Below are 16,743 nucleotides of genomic sequence, written 5' to 3' on the forward strand. Positions count from 1 at the left end.
CGCCCCGGTCGGAGCGGCGACGTACGGCGCGCTCGGCCAAACGGCGCACAACTCCCGCGCTGTGGGCGACCGTTGATCATCCCACCGGGCCGGAGGACCCCTTCGCAGCCCTTATCGTGGAGCGCATGTCCGTTCCCGAGCTCATCCGCATCGTCTCCCGCTCCTCCCCCATGGCACTGGCCCAGGTGGAGCGCGTCCGTACCGAACTCGCCGCGCTGCACCCCGGCATCCGCACCGAGGTCGTGCCGGTCACCACCTCCGGGGACCGCTGGATGGGCGACCTGGCGCGGCTCGGCGGCAAGGGGGCCTTCACCAAGGAGGTCGACGCCGCGTTGCTCGCCGGTGAGGCGGATCTCGCGGTGCACTGCGTGAAGGACGTACCGGCGGACCGGCCGCTGCCCGAGGGCACCACGTTCGCCGCGTTCCTCAAGCGGGACGACATCCGCGACGCGCTCATCCACCCCGAGGGGCTCACCCTCGACGAGCTGCCCGCGGGCACCCGCATCGGCACATCGTCGGTCCGCCGTGTCGCGCAACTCGCCGCCTCACACCCCGAGTTGGACTGCGTTCCGATGCGCGGGAACGCGGGCCGCAGGCTGGCGAAGCTCGCCGCGGGCGACGCCGACGCGCTGCTGCTCGCCCAGTCGGGTCTGGACCGCATCGGCCGCCCGGAGCTGGCCAGCGAGATCCTGTCGGTGGAGACGATGTGCCCGCCGATCGGCGCGGGGATCCTCGCGCTGCAGTGCCGCGAGGAGGACACGACCACGATCGACGCGGTGTCGGGCCTCGGCGACAGGGACGCGTGGCGGGAGGCGACGGCCGAGCGGATGTTCCTGCACGTGCTGCAGGGGCACTGCAACTCGCCGATCGCCGGGTACGCGCGTGCCGAGCGGGGCGGCGATCTGTCGCTGCGCGCCTGCGTGTTCACCCCGGACGGCAAGACGGTCCTGAACGCGCAGGAGTGGGCGGGGCCGCTCGACCCCACCACGCTCGGCATGTCGGTCGCGGTCGCGCTGCTGCGCCAGGGCGCCAGGGAACTGATCGACGGCATCGCGCACTGACGCGGAGAACACGCCCGTCGCGGCAGGGCCGGTCCCGTCAGACGTGGTGCGGAAGGTGCTTGGCGCGGCGGCGGATCTGCAAGGCGGTGATGATCTCGGCGACGCCGACCGCGATCAGCATGCAGCCGCCGAGCACGGTGAGGATCGCCACCGAGTCGAAGGGCGAGACGATCAGGACGCAGCCCGCGATCACGCTCACGATGCCGGTGACCGCCTGCCAGCCGCGGGCGGGCATGTCCGGGTCCGAGACCGCGGCGATGGTCAGCGTGATGCCCTTGAAGAGCCAGCCGATGCCGATCCACAGAGCGAGCAGCAGGATCGACTGCATCGCGCCGCGGAAGCAGAAGAGACCGAGCAGGATGCCGAGGGCGCCGCTGATGAAGGCGAGCACCCGCATCGCGCCCGACACGTGCGTGCCGAACGCGGCGACGATCTGGAAGATTCCGCTGACCAACAGGTAGGCACCGAAGAACGCGCCCGCGACCAGCAGCGTCGCGCCGGGCCAGACCAGCGCGAGGACGCCGAGGACCAGCGCGAGCACGCCTGAGACGAGCACGTACTGCCAGGCGCCGCGGACCAGGGTGTTCAGCGGTCCGCTCGGTCCGTCGGGCCCGTGCGGGGCGGTCGGAGTGGGTGGGGTGGCTGTGTCCATGCCTCCAGGCTGGTCGGCGCCGTCGGGGCGACAACCCGGGGCGCGGGCCGAAAGGGCCACGGCGGGGGCGGCCGGGGCCCGGGCACACGGCCCGCGGCTCGCCGGGCTCCCTGCGGCCGACCGGGTGACGGGCGCCGTGCGCCGGGCGGCGTCCATGGCGGGCTGGCGAACCGCGGCGATGCGCGTCCCGGCTACCTCACTTCATAGTCATATGCACCTTTTGCGGTAATGCGGCGGGCTTGTTTTAGTGAGGATGACCGGCTGGGCACGATGGCTGCCCGACACGACGACACGACGGTCTGCCCCGCACGACGACCTGCCCCACACCTGGACGGCGACGCGACCATGACGATGTCCTCCTTCGGATCCCTCGGCGGCCCCGACCCCTTCTCCGAGCTGCTCAACCGCTTCTTCGGGATGTCCCCCGCCTCCTCGCCACCACAGGTGCAGCGGGTGCCCATCGGACGGCTGCTCACGGACTCGGCGCGCGAGCTGATCGGCCTGGCCACCACGCGCGCCGCCGACGACGGCAGCGCGGACCTCGACACCGAGCACCTGCTGTGGGCCGCGACCCAGGTCGAACCGGCCAGGGGCCTCCTCGCGCAGGCGGGCGCGGACCCCGACCAACTGGGCAAGGCCATCGCCGAAGCCCTGCCGGGGGCGAGCGAAGTGCCGTCCGCCGAACCGCGGTTGACGCCTGCCGCGAAGCGCGTCCTGATGGCGGCCTTCGAGCGCTCCCAGGCGGCCGGGGTGTCCTACATCGGCCCCGAGCACATCCTCGCCGCGCTCCTCGGCACACCGGACTCCGGCGCGGTGCGGACGCTCGCCTCGCAGGGCGTGGACGCGGACCGGCTCGGACACGGCACGGAGGCGGCCGCCCGGGCGGAGGGCACGCCGACCGGTGGCGTGAGCGAGACGCCGACCCTGGACGAGTACGGCAGGGACCTCACCGAGGAGGCGAGGGCGGGCAGGCTCGACCCGGTGGTCGGCAGGGCCGAGGAGATCGAGCAGACCGTGGAGATCCTCTCCCGGCGCTCCAAGAACAACCCCGTACTGATCGGTGAGCCCGGCGTCGGCAAGACCGCGATCGTCGAGGGCCTGGCCCAGCGCATCGTGGCGGGCGAGGTGCCAGGGACCCTTGAGAGCAAGCGTGTCATCGCGCTCGACCTGTCGGGGCTCGTGGCGGGCGCGCAGTACCGCGGCCAGTTCGAGGAGCGCCTGAAGAAGGTCATCGACGAGGTCAAGCAGGCGTCGGATTCGACGGTGCTCTTCATCGACGAGCTGCACACCGTGGTCGGCGCGGGCGCGTCGGGCGAAGGGGCGATGGACGCGGGCAACATGCTCAAACCCGCCCTCGCCCGCGGGGAGTTGCACGTCGTGGGGGCGACCACCATCGACGAGTACCGGAAGTACATCGAGAAGGACGCCGCCCTGGAGCGCCGCTTCCAGCCGGTGCTCATCCCCGAGCCGAGCGTCGCGGAGACCGTGCAGATCCTCGAAGGGCTGCGGGACTCCTACGAGGCCCACCACCAGGTCCGCTACGCCGACGGCGCCCTCGCCGCCGCGGCCGAGCTGTCCGACCGCTACGTCTCCGACCGGTTCCTGCCGGACAAGGCCATCGACCTGCTCGACCAGGCGGGCGCGCGCGTCCGCCTGAAGTCGCTCGGCAAGTCCGGTGCGGTCATCGAGCGCGAGGACCGCGTCGCCAAGCTGCGGCGGGAGAAGGACGAGGCGGTCGGCGCCGAGGACTTCGAGAAGGCCTCCGACCTCAAGAAGCGGATCGCGACGGCCGAGAGCGAGCTCGCCGGGATCGAGGAGCGGCGCGAGGGCGTGATGGAGGTGACCGCACTCGACATCGCCGAGATCCTGTCCCGGCGTACCGGCATCCCGGTCGCGCAGATGACCGCGAGCGAGAAGGAGAAGCTCCTCAAGCTGGAGGACGCGCTGCACGACCGGGTGGTGGGCCAGGACGAGGCGGTCACCGCGATCGCCCAGGCGGTGCGCCGCAACCGCGCGGGCATGGGCGACCCCGACCGCCCTGTCGGTTCTTTCCTCTTCCTCGGCCCGACCGGCGTCGGCAAGACCGAACTCGCCAAGGCGCTCGCGGAGTTGCTGTTCGGGGACGAGGGCCGCATGGTCCGCTTCGACATGGGCGAGTTCCAGGAGAAGCACACCGTCTCCCGGCTGATCGGCGCCCCGCCCGGATACGTGGGGCACGAGGAGGCCGGACAGCTGACCGAGAAGGTGCGCAGGCAGCCGTACAGCGTGCTGCTCTTCGACGAGGTGGAGAAGGCCCATCCGGACGTCTTCAACAGCCTCCTCCAGGTGCTCGACGACGGGCGGTTGACCGACGCGCGGGGCCGTACGGTCGACTTCCGCAACTGCGTGATCGTGATGACCTCGAACATCGGCGCCCAGCGCATCCTCGCCCACCAGGGCGACGTCTCCGAGATCAAGGACGACCTCAAGGCCGATCTGCGCGGCTACTTCACCCCGGAGTTCCTCAACCGCATCGACGAGACGATCATCTTCCACGGCCTGGCCGAGGACGACCTGACCCGCATCCTCGATCTGCTCCTCGCCCAGTCCGAACGCCGGGTGCGTGCCCAGGGGTTGGAGCTCGAGGTCACCGAGGCGGCCAAGAAGCTCCTGGTCGCGCACGGGCACCAGCCGGAGTTCGGGGCGCGCCCCCTGCGCCGTACGATCCAGACCGAATTGGACAACCGCCTCGCCGAGTTGCTGCTTACGGGCGAGGCGGAGCCGGGCGACACCATCGTCGCGGACGTCAAGGACGACGCCCTCGTCTGCGCCATCGAGCGCACGGCGAGCTGAACCGTCGCACGGTCACCCGGCACCGCTCCCCGCGAGGCGTTCGACCAACTCCCCTCGCGCTCGCTCGACTTCGGCCGAGGCCTGATGGTGGTCACTGTCCCTGGCGCACCCCTCCGCGCGGTCGAGCAGCGCGGTGGCCGCCGGCGGGTCGGTGCGCATGCGGACGCGGGCGAGGGCTACCAGCGCGAAGGCAAGCGCCGCCTCGCCGAAGGGTTCGGCCAACTCAACGGCAGACTGGGCGAGTTGGCCCGCCTCCGCGTGTTCGCCCCGGCACAGGTGCAGCTCGGCTAGGTTCGCTCGTTCGAAGGCGGTCGCCGTCGGGCGTCCCGCGCGCTCGGCCAGGGTGAGCGCGCGTCGGCCGTGCACGAGGGCGTCGTCAAGGCTGCCCGCCCGGCAGGCGTTCTCGCGCAGTACGGACAGGACGTTGGCCAGGAGCGCCGGATCGCCGCAGGCCTCCGCGGGGGCGAGCGCCCGCCCGGCGAGCTCCACCGCCTGGTCCAGGTCGCCCGCCAGGCTGAGGCAGATGGACTGCTGGGCCAGCGCGCGGGCCCGCAGCGCCTGCCCTTCCGTGCCGGGCACGGCGGCGCCCGCCTCCTGGGCCAGGCGCGCCGCCGTCAGCGCCTCGTCGTACGCGCCCGCGTAGAAGCCGACCATGGCGCGGGCCATGTGGTGCGTGCCGGTCACGAGCGCGGGAGTACGTGAGGTGGGCGCGTGGCGCCGGAGCGCGGCGTGCGCCTGCTCCGACGTGGCGCTGCGGCACAGCACTTCGGCGAGGCGGGCGGCGGTCAGCACGCAGTCGTCCCGCTCGCCGTGCCGCTCATAGGAGGCGAGCGCCTCCCGCAGGGTGCGGGCCGCTTCCTCGTAGCGCCCTGATCGTTCCAGGGCGGCGGCCCAGGACAGCCGCACCCGCGCGGCGTCGGCCTGCGCCTCGGTCTCGTCCCCGACCGGCCGCCCTGGTGCGGCGGGCCCCGGGTCGCGCAGGGCGGCGCGGTGCAGCCGCCGCGTCTCCGCTCCTGGCCCGGCGCCGAGTTCGTCCCGCAGCGCCGCCGCGCACACCTCGTACTGGCGTACCGCCCGACCCCGGAGGCCCTGGCGCAGATACGCCTCGATCAGCACCCGGTGCGCGCCCTCGTCGGCGGGTGCCTCTGCCACGGCGCGGTGGGCGGTGTGCGCCGCGCCGTCCAGGTCGCCCTCGGCGAGGCGCGCGGCGGCGAGGGCGGTCCTGACCCGTCGGCGGAGCTCGGCGAGGTGTTCACGGCACGGTTCGGCCCAGGGTGCGTAGGGATCCTCGGGGAGCGGCTCCCCGGTGAACGCGGCGAGTGCGGCCGCCAGTTCGGGTACGGCGCGCGTCGCAAGGGCGCGTTCGGCGTGTGTCCGCGCGTGGTCGGTGTCGATCCAGACGTGGTCGGGCGCCAGGCGCAGCAGCGCGCCGTCACCGATCAGATAGGCGGAGGCGGCGCGCGGCGCGAGTTCCGGTTCCAGGGCGTGCCGGGCGGTGTGCAGGGCGACGCGCAGGCTCCGCAGGGCGGGGGCCAGTTCGGCGTCCGGCCAGCACACGGCCATGACGCGCTCGCGGTGCAGCTGGTGTCCCGGGGTGACCGCGAGGAGTTTCACCAGGGTCCTCGCACCGGGCCTCGACCAGCGTTCGACGGTCCGCGCGCCGTCGTCCCTTTCGGTGCGGAAGCCGCCGAGAAGGTGGATGCGGAGCAGTGGCGGGGCCCCCGCCGTGCGCTCCGCGACGCCGTCCGAATGTGCTGCCGCGCCCGTCACGGTCGGTCACTCTAGCCTCAGCGGACGCGGAACAGGGGGCCGTTACACAGGAATTACTGGCCGAAAGCCGCTGGTGGTTCCGGCACTTCAGAGGCGTGCCCGGCGAAGATCACGCCAATGTCGCAGGGGCCGCCGAGCGGCCGTGCGCAGCGCGTTGACGGTGTCGAAGCCGGTGATCAGGATGTGTGCGATCCCTCCACCACACCCCCGTGTCCCGCCTTGAGGAGGCAGTGTGAAACGCTCCCGAGCCATCAGTGCCGGTGTCCTGTTCCTGCTCGGCACGACCGCCGCGGTCGCCCAGGCCGCGCAGAGCGACCAGGGCGCGCGGCACCGGCCCGCCCCGGCCTCCGCCGCGTCCTGGTGCGCCAAGCAGGGCGGCACCGCGCAGACCCAGTACCCCTACCGCACCGATCCCCGCACGCAGGAACTCGTCCGGCTCGGCGGCGAGCGGACGATGTGCGTCTTCGGCGCCGACGACGGCTCCAGGATCGCGATCGCGGCGGACACCCTGGCCGCGGAGAAGGAGACGCTGGCCCAGCGCGCGTACCAGCGCAAGATCGCCGACCCCGGCGGCGGCGTCGGGAACCCGTCCATCGCCTACTGCCACGCCATCAACGGCACCGCGATGTACGGGCCGGGAAAGCTGGACGCGGGAGGCTGGGGCCCCAAGGGCGCCACCAAGTCCGACCAGGTGATCTCCGCGTGCATGTTCGGCGACGGCTCGGTCATCGACGCCTGGGGCCTGAAGTACCACACGGGCGGCGTGATCCGCGGCGCCGACCTCGCGGAGAAGTTCCGGGCCGAGAGCTCCTGACCCCGCCGGGCCGAACGACCCGTGGCCCAGGGACCGCCGGCCCTGCCCCGGTGCCTGGGCCACGGCCACCCTTGGACCGCATGCCCCAGTCCACGTACGTCCGCGCAGGCCGCGGGCTCAGCCTGCTCATGCTGCTCGCCGGAGCGCTCGGCACGGTCGCCTCCACCGAGCTGGCCCGCGACCGCATCGCGTCGCTCGCCGACCCGGCGTTCTCCCCCGGCTGCAACATCAACACGGTCCTCAGCTGCGGTGACGTGATGGCGGCCTGGCAGAGCGACGTCCTGGGCGTCCCGAACACGCTGCTCGGCATCGCCGGTTTCGCCGCCCTCGCCGCGTTCGGGCTCGCCCTGCTGTCCGGCGCCCGCTTCCCCCGGTGGCTGTGGCTGCTCCTCCAGACCGGTGTGACGGCGGCGTTCGGCTTCGTGGTCTGGCTGATCACCCAGTGCCTGTACGTCATCGGGGCGCTGTGCCCCTGGTGCATGCTGGTCTGGGCGGTCGTCCTGCCCCTGTTCTGGTACGTGACCGTGCACTGCCTGCGCTCGGGCGTACTGCCCGCGCCCCGGCGCCTCACCGGGACGCTGACCCGGCATGCGTGGCTCGGCCCGGTCCTGATGTACGGCGTCCTCGCCGCACTGATCCTGACCCGCTTCGGTACGCGTCTGTGGTGAACGCCGGGCAGGCCCCGCCGGGGCCTGCCCCAGGTCCCCTACGGCCGCCTCGCCTGCGCCACGAACTCCCGTACGGCGGCGTCGAGTTTCGCGGCGTTCTCGCGGCCGCTCGTCTTGAGGCCGTGCCGGTTGGCCAGCCAGGCGCCGGTGGAGTACGTCATTTGGGTCTCGCCGTGTTCGTCCTGCCAGACGAGCACCTTCGACGGCAGGTCGATCCCGGTGGTCCGCCGGTCCTGCATGAGCCGGGTGCCGACCGCCGGTCTGCCGATCAGGACCAGGCGGGTGGGGCGGAGCGTCATGTCCACCTTCTCCGCGTTGGCCTGGTGGTCGATGACGGAGAGCACGTGGTGTCCCGCCTCGGTCGCGGCGGTGCGCAGCCGGTCCACCACGGCGTCGACGGTGCCGGGCGCGGGAAGCGTGACGAGCCCCGAGGCCGTCTCGCTGGGCATTGGTTCGTTCACGCGCTTCACCGTAGGCGGCGGGGGCGCGCACGGGCGGCCGACCCGCCCGGCGGCCCCTCTGCTCCCGGGGTTGTCAGTGATGGAATCCCGGCTGTTCGGGCGCGTGGCTGCCGGGGCCCGACGTCATCAGCCGGTCGACGGCCGCGCCGATGTCGTCGGCGAGCAGCCCGATCTTGTCGTGGCCGGTGCCGTGCCGCACCAGGACCCGCTGGACGACGGTGTCGTCACGCCCTGCGGGCAGCGGATAGGCGGGCACCTGCCAGCCGCGCTTGCGCAGCTCCTCGGTCAGGTCGTAGAGGGTGAACCCGGCCGTGACCGGGTCGGCGAGCTTCCAGGAGACGGCGGGCAGCGCGCCCCTCCCGTCGTACAGGAGGGTGAAAGGACCCATCTTCTCGATCCGTTCGGCCAGCATGTGGGCGGTGACCGCGCACGCCTCGTACACCTTGCGGTAGCCCTCGTGGCCCAGGCGCAGCATGTTGTAGTACTGGGCGACGATCTCGCCGCCGGGGCGGGAGAAGTTCAGGGCGAAGGTGGGCAGGTCGCCGCCCAGGTAGTTGACGCGGAAGATCAGGTCCTCGGGAAGCAGATCGGCGGAGCGCCACACCACCCAGCCGACACCCAGCGGTGCCATGCCGTACTTGTGTCCCGAGGTGTTGATGGAGGCGACGCGCGCCAGCCGGAAGTCCCACACCAGTTCGGGGGTGAGGAACGGGGCGAGGAAGCCGCCGCTGGCCGCGTCCACGTGTACGGGGATGTCGAGTCCCGTCTCGGTCTGGATGCGGTCGAGTTCGGCGACGATCTCGGCGACCGGTTCGTAGACGCAGGTGAAGGTGACGCCGAGGATGGCGACGACTCCGATGGTGTTCTCGTCCACGTAGTCCTTGAGCTGCTCGGGGCGCATCCCCAACGCGTCGTCCGCCAGCGGGACTTGGCGCAGTTCCACGTCGAAGTAGCGGGCGAACTTCTCCCAGCACACCTGCACGGGCCCCACGACGATGTTGGGCCGGTCGGTGGGCTTGCCCTCGGCCTCGCGGCGCTTGCGCCAGCGCCACTTGAGGGCGAGACCGCCTAGCATGCAGGCCTCGCTGGAGCCGGTGGTGGAACAGCCGAGGGTGGTCTCCCCCTCCGGCGAGTTCCACAGGTCGGCGAGCATGTGCACACACCGGTTCTCGATCTCGGCCGTCTGCGGGTACTCGTCCTTGTCGATCATGTTCTTGTCGAGGCACTCGTCCATGAGCATGTGCACCTCGGGCTCCACCCAGGTGGTGCAGAACGTGGCGAGGTTCTGCGAGGCGTTGCCGTCGAGCGCGAGTTCGTCGTGGATCAGCGCACGGACGGCACGGGGGTCGGAGACCGAGCGCGGCATCTTGTACTTGGGCAGGATCTGCTCGCTGATCGGCAGCGCGTAGACGTCGTCGAAGGGGCTGCCGGGCTTGATGGGGTGATGCGTGGTCCGGTGCAGGGGCATGGGGCGGGTTCCTTCCGGGCACGGGGGCGGACGCCGTCATCGTGGGGATCGTCGCGAACGCGGACGGGGATGTCCACGGCCCCTCCAGCCGAAGGGAGGAAGTCGCTGCGGCGAATGCACCAGCGGGCCACCCCGGCAGCAGGAGCCCCGGGATGATCGGCGGCATGTGGCTCACCGTGCAGATCGTCGGCTCCCTGCTGGTCCTCGCCGCGTTCGTCGCCGTGCAGGCGAACCGGATGCGCACCGACGCCTGGTCCTACCTCTGGCTCAACGCGACCGGCTCGCTCCTCATGGCCGTCGACGCGGTCGTGGAGGGCGACTGGGGCTTCCTGCTCCTGGAGGGGACCTGGGCCGTCGTCTCCTTCTGGGGCCTGTTCGCCAAGTCACGCGGGCGGACGGCGGGGGCGGGCCACTGACCTGAACCGTTCGGCCCGGTTCAGGGGGTCGCGACCTTGTGCACGGCGGTGTCGTCGGGGTCCAGGCGCCGCCCGTCGGCGGACCGGACCTCCAGGGGGCGCAGGCGCTCGCCCTGCCGACGGTCGACCAGCTCCGAGTGCGCTTCCCCGGGGGCGAAGAAGTTCCGCTCGCCCCACTGGCGCAGCGCCACGATGACGGGGAAGAGCTCCTTCCCCTTCTCCGTCAGTACGTACTCGCGGTAGGCGCTGCCGTCCGACGCGGGGACGGATGCGAGAACTCCGCCCGCGACCAGGGAGCGCAGCCGCGCGGTGAGGATGTTCTTCGCGACGCCGAGGCTGCGCTGGAACTCTCCGAAGCGCCGGCTTCCGTCGAAGGCGTCCCGCACGATCAGCAGCGACCACCAGTCGCCGATCGCGTCCACCGACCGGGCGACGGGGCATTCACTGTCGTCGAACCGTGTCCTGGTCACCATGACGTTCGCTCCTCGCATCCACTGTGGTTGCAACATGCTACCAAGAAAGTTACGGTCGCCATCGGTAGCAAGTTGAAACCAGAGTGCGAGAGGGGAAGCGGATGTCAGGCAACTGCGAGACAGCGACAGGGCACACCGAGGCGCCGACTAGGGGAGGTGACGCCGCGCCACACGGGGCCGGAGTCGGGGCCGGGGCTGAGGCTGGTGCCGGGGCTGGGGTCGGCGCCCTCTCCCGCGGCATCGTCCTCCTCTTCGCCGTCGCCTGCGGAGCGGCGGTGGCCAACGTCTACTTCTCCCAGCCGCTCCTGGTGACCATGGGGCACGACCTCGGCATGAGCCCCGCGCTCGTCGGCAGCGTCGTCACCCTCACGCACGTCGGCTACGGGCTCGGCCTCTTCTTCCTCGTGCCGCTGGGCGACGTGGCCGACCGCAGACGGCTCATCGTGGCCCAACTGCTGCTCCTGGTAGGGGCGTTGACACTCATCGCCACCGCCCGCACGGCGGCGGTCCTGCTCGCGGGCATGGCCGCGACGGGGCTCCTCGCGGTCGTCACACAGACCCTGCTCACCTTCGCGGCATCGCTGGCTCCCGCCGCCGGGCGCGGCCGGGTCGTCGGCCTGGTCACCAGCGGCGTGGTCAGCGGAATCCTGCTCGCCCGCACCGTGTCCGGCGTCCTGGCCGACCTCGCGGGTTGGCGCTCCGTCTACCTCACGTCGGCGTCGCTCACCACGCTGCTCGCCCTGGTCCTGTACCGGGTGCTGCCGCGCCGCGGTGACGCCCCGCCGACCACGGCCCTGCGCTACGGACAGCTCCTGCGCTCCACCGTCACGCTGTTCGCACGGGAACGGCTGCTGCGGCTCAGGGCCCTGTTCGGTCTGCTGATATTCGCCTCGTTCAGCACGCTGTGGAGCAGCGTCGCGCTGCCGCTCAGCGAAGCACCGTACTTCTTCTCCCACAGCGCGATCGGGGCCCTCGGCCTCATCGGTGTCGCGGGCGCGCTGGCCGCGAGCGCGGCGGGCCGCCTCAACGACCGAGGCCTCTCCCAGCGGACCACCGGCATCGCCCTGGCGCTGCTCGCCGCGTCATGGCTGCCGCTGGCCTTCACCCGCAGTTCCCTCTGGGCCCTGTTCCTCGGGGTGATCCTGCTCGACCTCGCCGTGCAGGCCGTCCACGTCACCAACCAGACGTTGATCTACGCGCTGCACCCGGAAGCGGGCAGCCGGATCATCGGCGGCTACATGGTCTTCTACTCGATCGGCAGCGCCACCGGCGCCATCGCCGCGACCTCCCTCTACACGGTGGCGGGCTGGGGCGCGGTCTGCGGCCTTGGCGCCGGGTTCAGCTGCCTCGGGCTCGCGGTGTGGGCGTTCACCCGCGACAGCCGCCGCAGCACGGCGAGTTCAGCCGCGGCCGATGCGGCTCGCGTCTAGGCGTTCGGCCCGGGACGGGACGGGGCCGCGGGGGCTGCCGGGCACGATCCAGTACGTGCCGGTGGCACCGCGGCCCGGGAAGTCCTGGGTCAGCACGGCCAGTTCGTCACAGCCGTCGCCGTCCAGGTCGGCGAGTGCCAGATCGCTCCCGAAGGAGTCACGAGCGCGGGGACGAACTCCCGACGGCGACGATTCAACCGGCCTATATGACTCATGAGGTCAATCTACGCAGCTCAGAGCACAGACAGCTCAGTCGAGCTTGCGCGCGACGCCGCCATAGATGCCGATCTCGCCGGACCGCTCCGACGGGGTGCCCTCCGGGCGCCAGAACGGCACTTGGGTCAGGCCGGGATCGACCAGCTCGAAACCGTCGAAGAACCGCTCGACCCGGGCGCGGGAGCGCAGGTTCAAGGTGGCGGTGGCCTGGTTGTAGACGGCTTGGGCGTCGCTGCGATCGGCGAAGTCGCTCGTGGCGTGCGAGAGCACCAGGAAGCTGCCGGTCGGCAGCGCGTCGCGCAGGGTGGCGACGATCCGCTCGGGCTGCTCGGCGTCGGTGAGGAAGTGGACGACGGCCACGAGGAAGAGGGCCACGGGCTCGTCGAAGTCGATGACGCGGCGGACCTCGGGATGGTCCACGACGCCTCGCGGGTCGCGCAGATCGGCGAGCACGCTGCTGGTGCCGCCGACGCGGTGGAGCAGCGCCTCGGCGTGCGTGTTCACGATCGGGTCGTTGTCGACGTACGCGACGCGGGCGTCCGGCACCGTCTCCTTGGCGATCTCGTGCACGTTCGGCGACGTGGGCAGGCCGGTGCCGATGTCGAGGATCTGCCGGACGCCCGCGCCGGTGACGTGACGGACGGCGCGCAGCATGAACTCGCGGTTGGCCCTGACTCCGATGCGCACCTCGGGCGCGGCGGCGGCCAGTTCGTCACCGGCGCGCTGGTCCACCTCGTAGTTGTCCTTGCCGCCGAGGAGATAGTCGTAGATCCGCGCGGGGTGCGGCTTACTGGTGTCGATGTCCTCCGCGTGCAGCCCGCCCTGACTCAACACTCGCCCCTCTCGACGCCCGCCACGCCCTGATGGGCGCCGCGTACCGATGGCGCCACCCTTTCACACGAACTCCGCTGACCACAGGAGTTGTTAACGGGAACACGGCAGGAACCATCGGCGCCTGGCCGTCTCGGATTCGAGTGGTAAGGACGGCATTCCGTGGCGCCGACCTACCGCCTTTCGGACTCCGCGGGACGCGCCAGGGCACCGTCCACCTCGAGGACAACAGGGACCGGCTCACCGAGCTCGGGTGAGAACGCGTAGCCCCTGCGCGCGCCGGTCGCTGCCGCAGGGCTACGCGGTCCCTTGTCCTACAGGGCGATCCATTCCGTCGAAGTGGTCACCTCGGCCAGGACGTCCGGCAGGGGCTCGACGCCGAGGCCGGGTCCTGTCGGTACGTCGAGGTGGCCGTCCGCCAGGACGAACGGTTCCGTGATGTCGGTGGCAAAGTAGCGGCTGGAGCCCGAGGTGTCGCCGGGGAGGGTGAAGCCCGGCAGGGCGGCGAGGGCCACGTTGGCGGCGCGGCCGATGCCGGTCTCCAGCATGCCGCCGCACCAGACGGGGATGCCGTGGGCGCTCGCGAGGTCGTGGATGCGGCGGGCCTCCAGGTAGCCGCCGACCCGGGCGGGCTTGACGTTGATGATGGAGCAGGCGCCGAGCGTGATGGCCGCCGCGGCGTGGGCTGCGGACTCGATGGACTCGTCGAGGCAGATGGGGGTGCGCAGCATCTTGGCGAGCTGGGCGTGCTGGACCATGTCGTCGTTGGCGAGGGGCTGTTCGATCAGGAGCAGTCCGAACTCGTCCAGCTTGGCGAGGTGTTGGGCGTCGACGAGCGTGTACGCGGCGTTGGCGTCGACCTGGAGGAGCAGGTCGTCGCCGAAGCGCTCCCGGACCGCGCGGACGGGCTCGACGTCCCAGCCCGGCTCGATCTTCAGCTTGATGCGGACATAGCCCTCGGCCACGTACCGCTCGACGGCGTCCAGGAGTTGAGGGATCGAGTCCATGATGCCGACCGAGACACCACAGGGGACGCGGTCGCGTACGGCGCCGAGGTAGGAGCCGAACGACTCGCCACGGGAGCGGAGTTGGGCGTCGAGGAGTGCGCTCTCCAGAGCGGACTTGGCCATGTGGTGTCCGGTGAAGGGCGCGAGGACCCGGCCCACGGTGGCGGCGTTCACGCCGTCCTTCGGCAGGGCCGGGATGAGGAAGTCGCGCAGGACGCGCTGGGCGCCGTCGACGTACTCGCTGCAGTAGCGGGGCTCGGACATGGCGGCGCACTCGGCCCAGCCCTCTCCGTCGGCGGTCACCACGCGTACGAGCAGCACGTCGCGGCTGGTCTCGACGCCGAAAGAGGTGCGGAAGGGCGCGACGAGCGGCATCGCGATGCGCCGCAGTTCGATGCCGGAGATCTTCATGGTGGTCACTGGGTGCTCTCGGTGCGGGGGCGGGCGGGGGCGTTGGCGGGCGTGCGGTGCACGAGGTAGCCGCGTCGGTCGTGGAGGCCGAGCACGCGGGCTCCGTCGTCGAGGAGGGAGCCGAGGGCGTCACGCACGGCGAGCCGCCAGGCGTGCGCGGCTTCGGGGTCCTTACGACGCAGGGCCTCGATGTCGTCGGGCAGGTCGATGAGGACGAACTCGGCGTCGGTGGAGGTGACTTCGGGTCGGCCGCCGCGGTTGCGGACGGCGTGCACGGCGTGGGCCGCCGCGGACTCGCCCGGGGCGGACGGCGCGGCCGGGTCCTGGTGCGCGGAGAGGTCCCAGGCGGTCAAGACCCGGTCGGACTCGTCGCCGCCGTTGATCGCGTCGTCCATCGCGCCGTAGAAGGAGCGGAGGTATTCCTCGGGGCGGGCGCCGAGCTTGGTGAGGTTGAAGTGGGCGTTGCGGCGGATGAGCGGGTCGTAGGTCCAGGTGATGCGGGTGATGCCGCGCCGCAGCGCCCACCGCTTCTGGTGCAGCTTGAGGGCGAGGCCGATGCCGCGGCCCGCGGTGGCACCCGTGATGTGCGAGTGGAGGGTGGTCGCCGAGGGTTCCGCGAAGAAGGCGACGGACGCGCCGACGAGGCGGCCGTTCTCGTACGCCCCTGCCACGTAGTTGCCCGCGTGCCCGAGCGCCCGCATGACCTCGGCGGAGACGGGGCCCTTGGCCGGGTGGGTGCCCCAGATGTCGGCGTAGAGGCCGCAGACGGCCTCCAGGTCGTCCATGGCGTGCAGTTCGCGGATGTCGAGGGAGAGGGAACCGGTGACCCCCGCTTCACGGGTGTCGGCAAGGGTGTCGATGTGGTTCACGGCATCGCTCCGAGAAGGTGGGTCAGGAGCTGTGCGCGGACCGGCATGGCGGCGGTGACGACGTGCTCGTGGTCGGCGTGGGCACCGTCGCCGACGGCACCGAGGCCGTCGAGGGTGGGGCACCCGACGCCCGCGGTGTAGTTGCCGTCGGAGGCGCCGCCGACGGCCGCCTGCTGGAGGGCGTCCATGCCCAGGCGCGCGGCCGTCTCCGAGGCGAGCGCGAACAGGTCCTTGGAGGCGTCCGCGTCCAGGGGCGGGCGGTTGGGCCCTCCGTCGATGCGCAGACCCGCGTCGGGGTGGTGCGGCCGCAGGGCGGTGATGAGGTCGTGGACCGCCTGCTGGGCCGCCGGGCTGGGGACGCGGACGTCGATGCTCAGTTCGGCGCCGGCCGGGACGGTGTTGGTGGCCGTGCCTGCCGACAGCACGGTCGGGGTGATCGTCGTGCCAGGACCGGTGCGGGCGGTGACGGCATCGGTGATGTCCTGGAGGGCCAGGAGGTGGTGGGCGAGGTCGATCGCCGCGTTGATGCCCTTCTCCGGTTCGAGGCCCGCGTGGGCGGCGCGGCCGCGGACGGTGAGCTGGTAGTTGGACACGCCCTTGCGGCAGGTCTTCAGGGCGCCGCCCGCGGCCGCGGCCTCCAGGACGAGCGAGGCGCGGCAGGCGCGCGCCGCCTCCTCGATGAGGGCGCGCGAGGTCTCCGAGCCGACCTCCTCGTCACCGGTGACCAGGACGCAGATGCCGTCGAGGGAAGGCAGTTGGGCCAGGCCGTGGAACATCTGGACCAGACCGGCCTTCATGTCGAAGACGCCGGGGCCGCGCGCGATGCCCTGCTCGACCGAGAACGGGTGGGTCTTGAGGGTGCCCATGGGCCAGACCGTGTCGTGGTGGCCGAGGAGCAGCGTCCGCGGGGTGCCGAAGCTCCACCGCAGGTGGGTGACTCCCCCGGTCACGATCGTCTCGGGAGCGGCGCCGAGCAGCCGGGCGCCCTGCGCGGCGACGACGCGGGCGCTGCGGGCCACGGCCTCGTGATCCGCGGAGTACGACTCGCAGGTCACCAGTTCTTCGAGGTCGGCGAGCATGGGGTCGAGGGGCGGCGCTGCGGGATGGGGTGCGTGATCGGCCTGCACGTGTGCGTCCTCCAGGGGGGTGGGATGACGACAACGCTAGGCAGGATGCGGGAGCCGGAGTTCGTACGTGGACGACAATGTCCGGCGCGGATTCGTACGAGGGACCGAACTCGCGCCGGAGCCGGTCCTTTCGCCTTCGGCAGGCGGCTCCAGGGCCTGTCCGGCGGGTCAGGGCGCGCTCGGGTGGCGACCACCGTCCGGTGCGGGCGAGCGGGGTGTGGTGCGTGCGGCTGCAAG

General features: G+C 71.9%; 16 protein-coding genes. 6 read left to right on the forward strand and 10 right to left on the reverse strand.

From position 1 onward, the window contains the following. The first annotated feature begins 125 nt into the window (after positions 1-125). Positions 126-1,061, forward strand: a complete 936-nt coding sequence (hemC, locus tag CP970_RS00645) for a hydroxymethylbilane synthase (RefSeq protein ID WP_055544139.1) — start codon at positions 126-128, stop codon at positions 1,059-1,061. Positions 1,062-1,098: 37 nt separating this feature from the next. Here the strand turns inward: hemC and CP970_RS00650 are convergent, their stop codons facing one another. Further along, a complete protein-coding gene (locus CP970_RS00650; protein WP_055544138.1) occupies positions 1,099-1,713 on the reverse strand; it encodes an HdeD family acid-resistance protein in 615 nt (204 codons plus the stop codon). Between the two features lie 345 nt (positions 1,714-2,058). Between CP970_RS00650 and CP970_RS00655 the strand changes: the two genes are divergently transcribed. Beyond that, positions 2,059-4,545, forward strand: a complete 2,487-nt coding sequence (locus CP970_RS00655) for an ATP-dependent Clp protease ATP-binding subunit (protein WP_055544137.1) — start codon at positions 2,059-2,061, stop codon at positions 4,543-4,545. 12 nt (positions 4,546-4,557) lie between these two features. On the opposite strand, the gene CP970_RS00660 is transcribed toward CP970_RS00655, so the two are convergent. Continuing rightward, positions 4,558-6,315 carry an AfsR/SARP family transcriptional regulator gene (locus CP970_RS00660; protein ID WP_055544136.1) on the reverse strand — a complete coding sequence of 586 codons (1,758 nt, stop codon included), beginning with the start codon at positions 6,313-6,315 and terminating at the stop codon, positions 4,558-4,560. 232 nt (positions 6,316-6,547) lie between these two features. Between CP970_RS00660 and CP970_RS00665 the strand changes: the two genes are divergently transcribed. Both CP970_RS00665 and CP970_RS00670 read left to right on the forward strand, forming a co-directional pair. Beyond that, positions 6,548-7,129, forward strand: a complete 582-nt coding sequence (locus CP970_RS00665; RefSeq protein ID WP_055544135.1) for a hypothetical protein — start codon at positions 6,548-6,550, stop codon at positions 7,127-7,129. An 80-nt stretch (positions 7,130-7,209) separates the two neighbouring features. Next, positions 7,210-7,797: a vitamin K epoxide reductase family protein gene (locus tag CP970_RS00670; RefSeq protein WP_055544134.1), complete on the forward strand. Its 588-nt coding sequence runs from the start codon at positions 7,210-7,212 to the stop codon at positions 7,795-7,797. 38 nt (positions 7,798-7,835) lie between these two features. On the opposite strand, the gene CP970_RS00675 is transcribed toward CP970_RS00670, so the two are convergent. Together CP970_RS00675 and CP970_RS00680 are read right to left on the reverse strand one after the other, a co-directional pair. After that, the gene (locus CP970_RS00675; RefSeq protein ID WP_150492832.1) at positions 7,836-8,258 is read right to left on the reverse strand and encodes a DUF302 domain-containing protein; all 423 of its coding nucleotides are present in this window, start codon (positions 8,256-8,258) and stop codon (positions 7,836-7,838) included. Between the two features lie 73 nt (positions 8,259-8,331). Further along, positions 8,332-9,726, reverse strand: a complete 1,395-nt coding sequence (locus tag CP970_RS00680; RefSeq protein WP_055544132.1) for a glutamate decarboxylase — start codon at positions 9,724-9,726, stop codon at positions 8,332-8,334. Positions 9,727-9,878: 152 nt separating this feature from the next. On the opposite strand from CP970_RS00680, the gene CP970_RS00685 reads away from it, so the two are divergent. Then, positions 9,879-10,142, forward strand: coding sequence for a CBU_0592 family membrane protein (locus CP970_RS00685; protein WP_224058120.1), 264 nt, complete (start codon positions 9,879-9,881; stop codon positions 10,140-10,142). Between the two features lie 20 nt (positions 10,143-10,162). Here CP970_RS00685 and CP970_RS00690 read toward each other — a convergent pair whose 3' ends face one another. Further along, positions 10,163-10,615 (reverse strand): winged helix-turn-helix transcriptional regulator, encoded by a 453-nt coding sequence (locus CP970_RS00690; protein WP_055544131.1) that lies wholly within the window; start codon positions 10,613-10,615, stop codon positions 10,163-10,165. Positions 10,616-10,716: 101 nt separating this feature from the next. On the opposite strand from CP970_RS00690, the gene CP970_RS00695 reads away from it, so the two are divergent. After that, positions 10,717-12,045, forward strand: coding sequence for an MFS transporter (locus CP970_RS00695; RefSeq protein WP_079043174.1), 1,329 nt, complete (start codon positions 10,717-10,719; stop codon positions 12,043-12,045). On the opposite strand, the gene CP970_RS45875 is transcribed toward CP970_RS00695, so the two are convergent. From CP970_RS45875 to CP970_RS00720, 5 genes are all read right to left on the reverse strand, one after another. After that, positions 12,016-12,186 carry a hypothetical protein gene (locus tag CP970_RS45875; RefSeq protein WP_079043173.1) on the reverse strand — a complete coding sequence of 57 codons (171 nt, stop codon included), beginning with the start codon at positions 12,184-12,186 and terminating at the stop codon, positions 12,016-12,018. The two genes, CP970_RS00695 and CP970_RS45875, sit on opposite strands and share 30 nt — an antisense overlap. Before the next feature lie 108 nt (positions 12,187-12,294). Continuing rightward, complete coding sequence (locus tag CP970_RS00705; RefSeq protein WP_055544188.1) at positions 12,295-13,092, reverse strand: SAM-dependent methyltransferase; 798 nt, start codon at positions 13,090-13,092, stop codon at positions 12,295-12,297. 314 nt (positions 13,093-13,406) lie between these two features. Next, positions 13,407-14,510, reverse strand: a complete 1,104-nt coding sequence (gene menC / locus CP970_RS00710; RefSeq protein ID WP_055544187.1) for an o-succinylbenzoate synthase — start codon at positions 14,508-14,510, stop codon at positions 13,407-13,409. A gap of 5 nt (positions 14,511-14,515) precedes the next feature. Beyond that, positions 14,516-15,379 carry a GNAT family N-acetyltransferase gene (locus CP970_RS00715; RefSeq protein WP_317987134.1) on the reverse strand — a complete coding sequence of 288 codons (864 nt, stop codon included), beginning with the start codon at positions 15,377-15,379 and terminating at the stop codon, positions 14,516-14,518. Continuing rightward, positions 15,376-16,458 (reverse strand): M20 family metallopeptidase, encoded by a 1,083-nt coding sequence (locus CP970_RS00720; RefSeq protein WP_055544185.1) that lies wholly within the window; start codon positions 16,456-16,458, stop codon positions 15,376-15,378. Before CP970_RS00720 ends, CP970_RS00715 begins: the two co-directional genes overlap by 4 nt. Between the last annotated feature and the right edge of the window lie 285 nt (positions 16,459-16,743).

The sequence above is a fragment of the Streptomyces kanamyceticus genome, from assembly GCF_008704495.1.
Taxonomy (GTDB): Bacteria; Actinomycetota; Actinomycetes; order Streptomycetales; family Streptomycetaceae; genus Streptomyces; species Streptomyces kanamyceticus.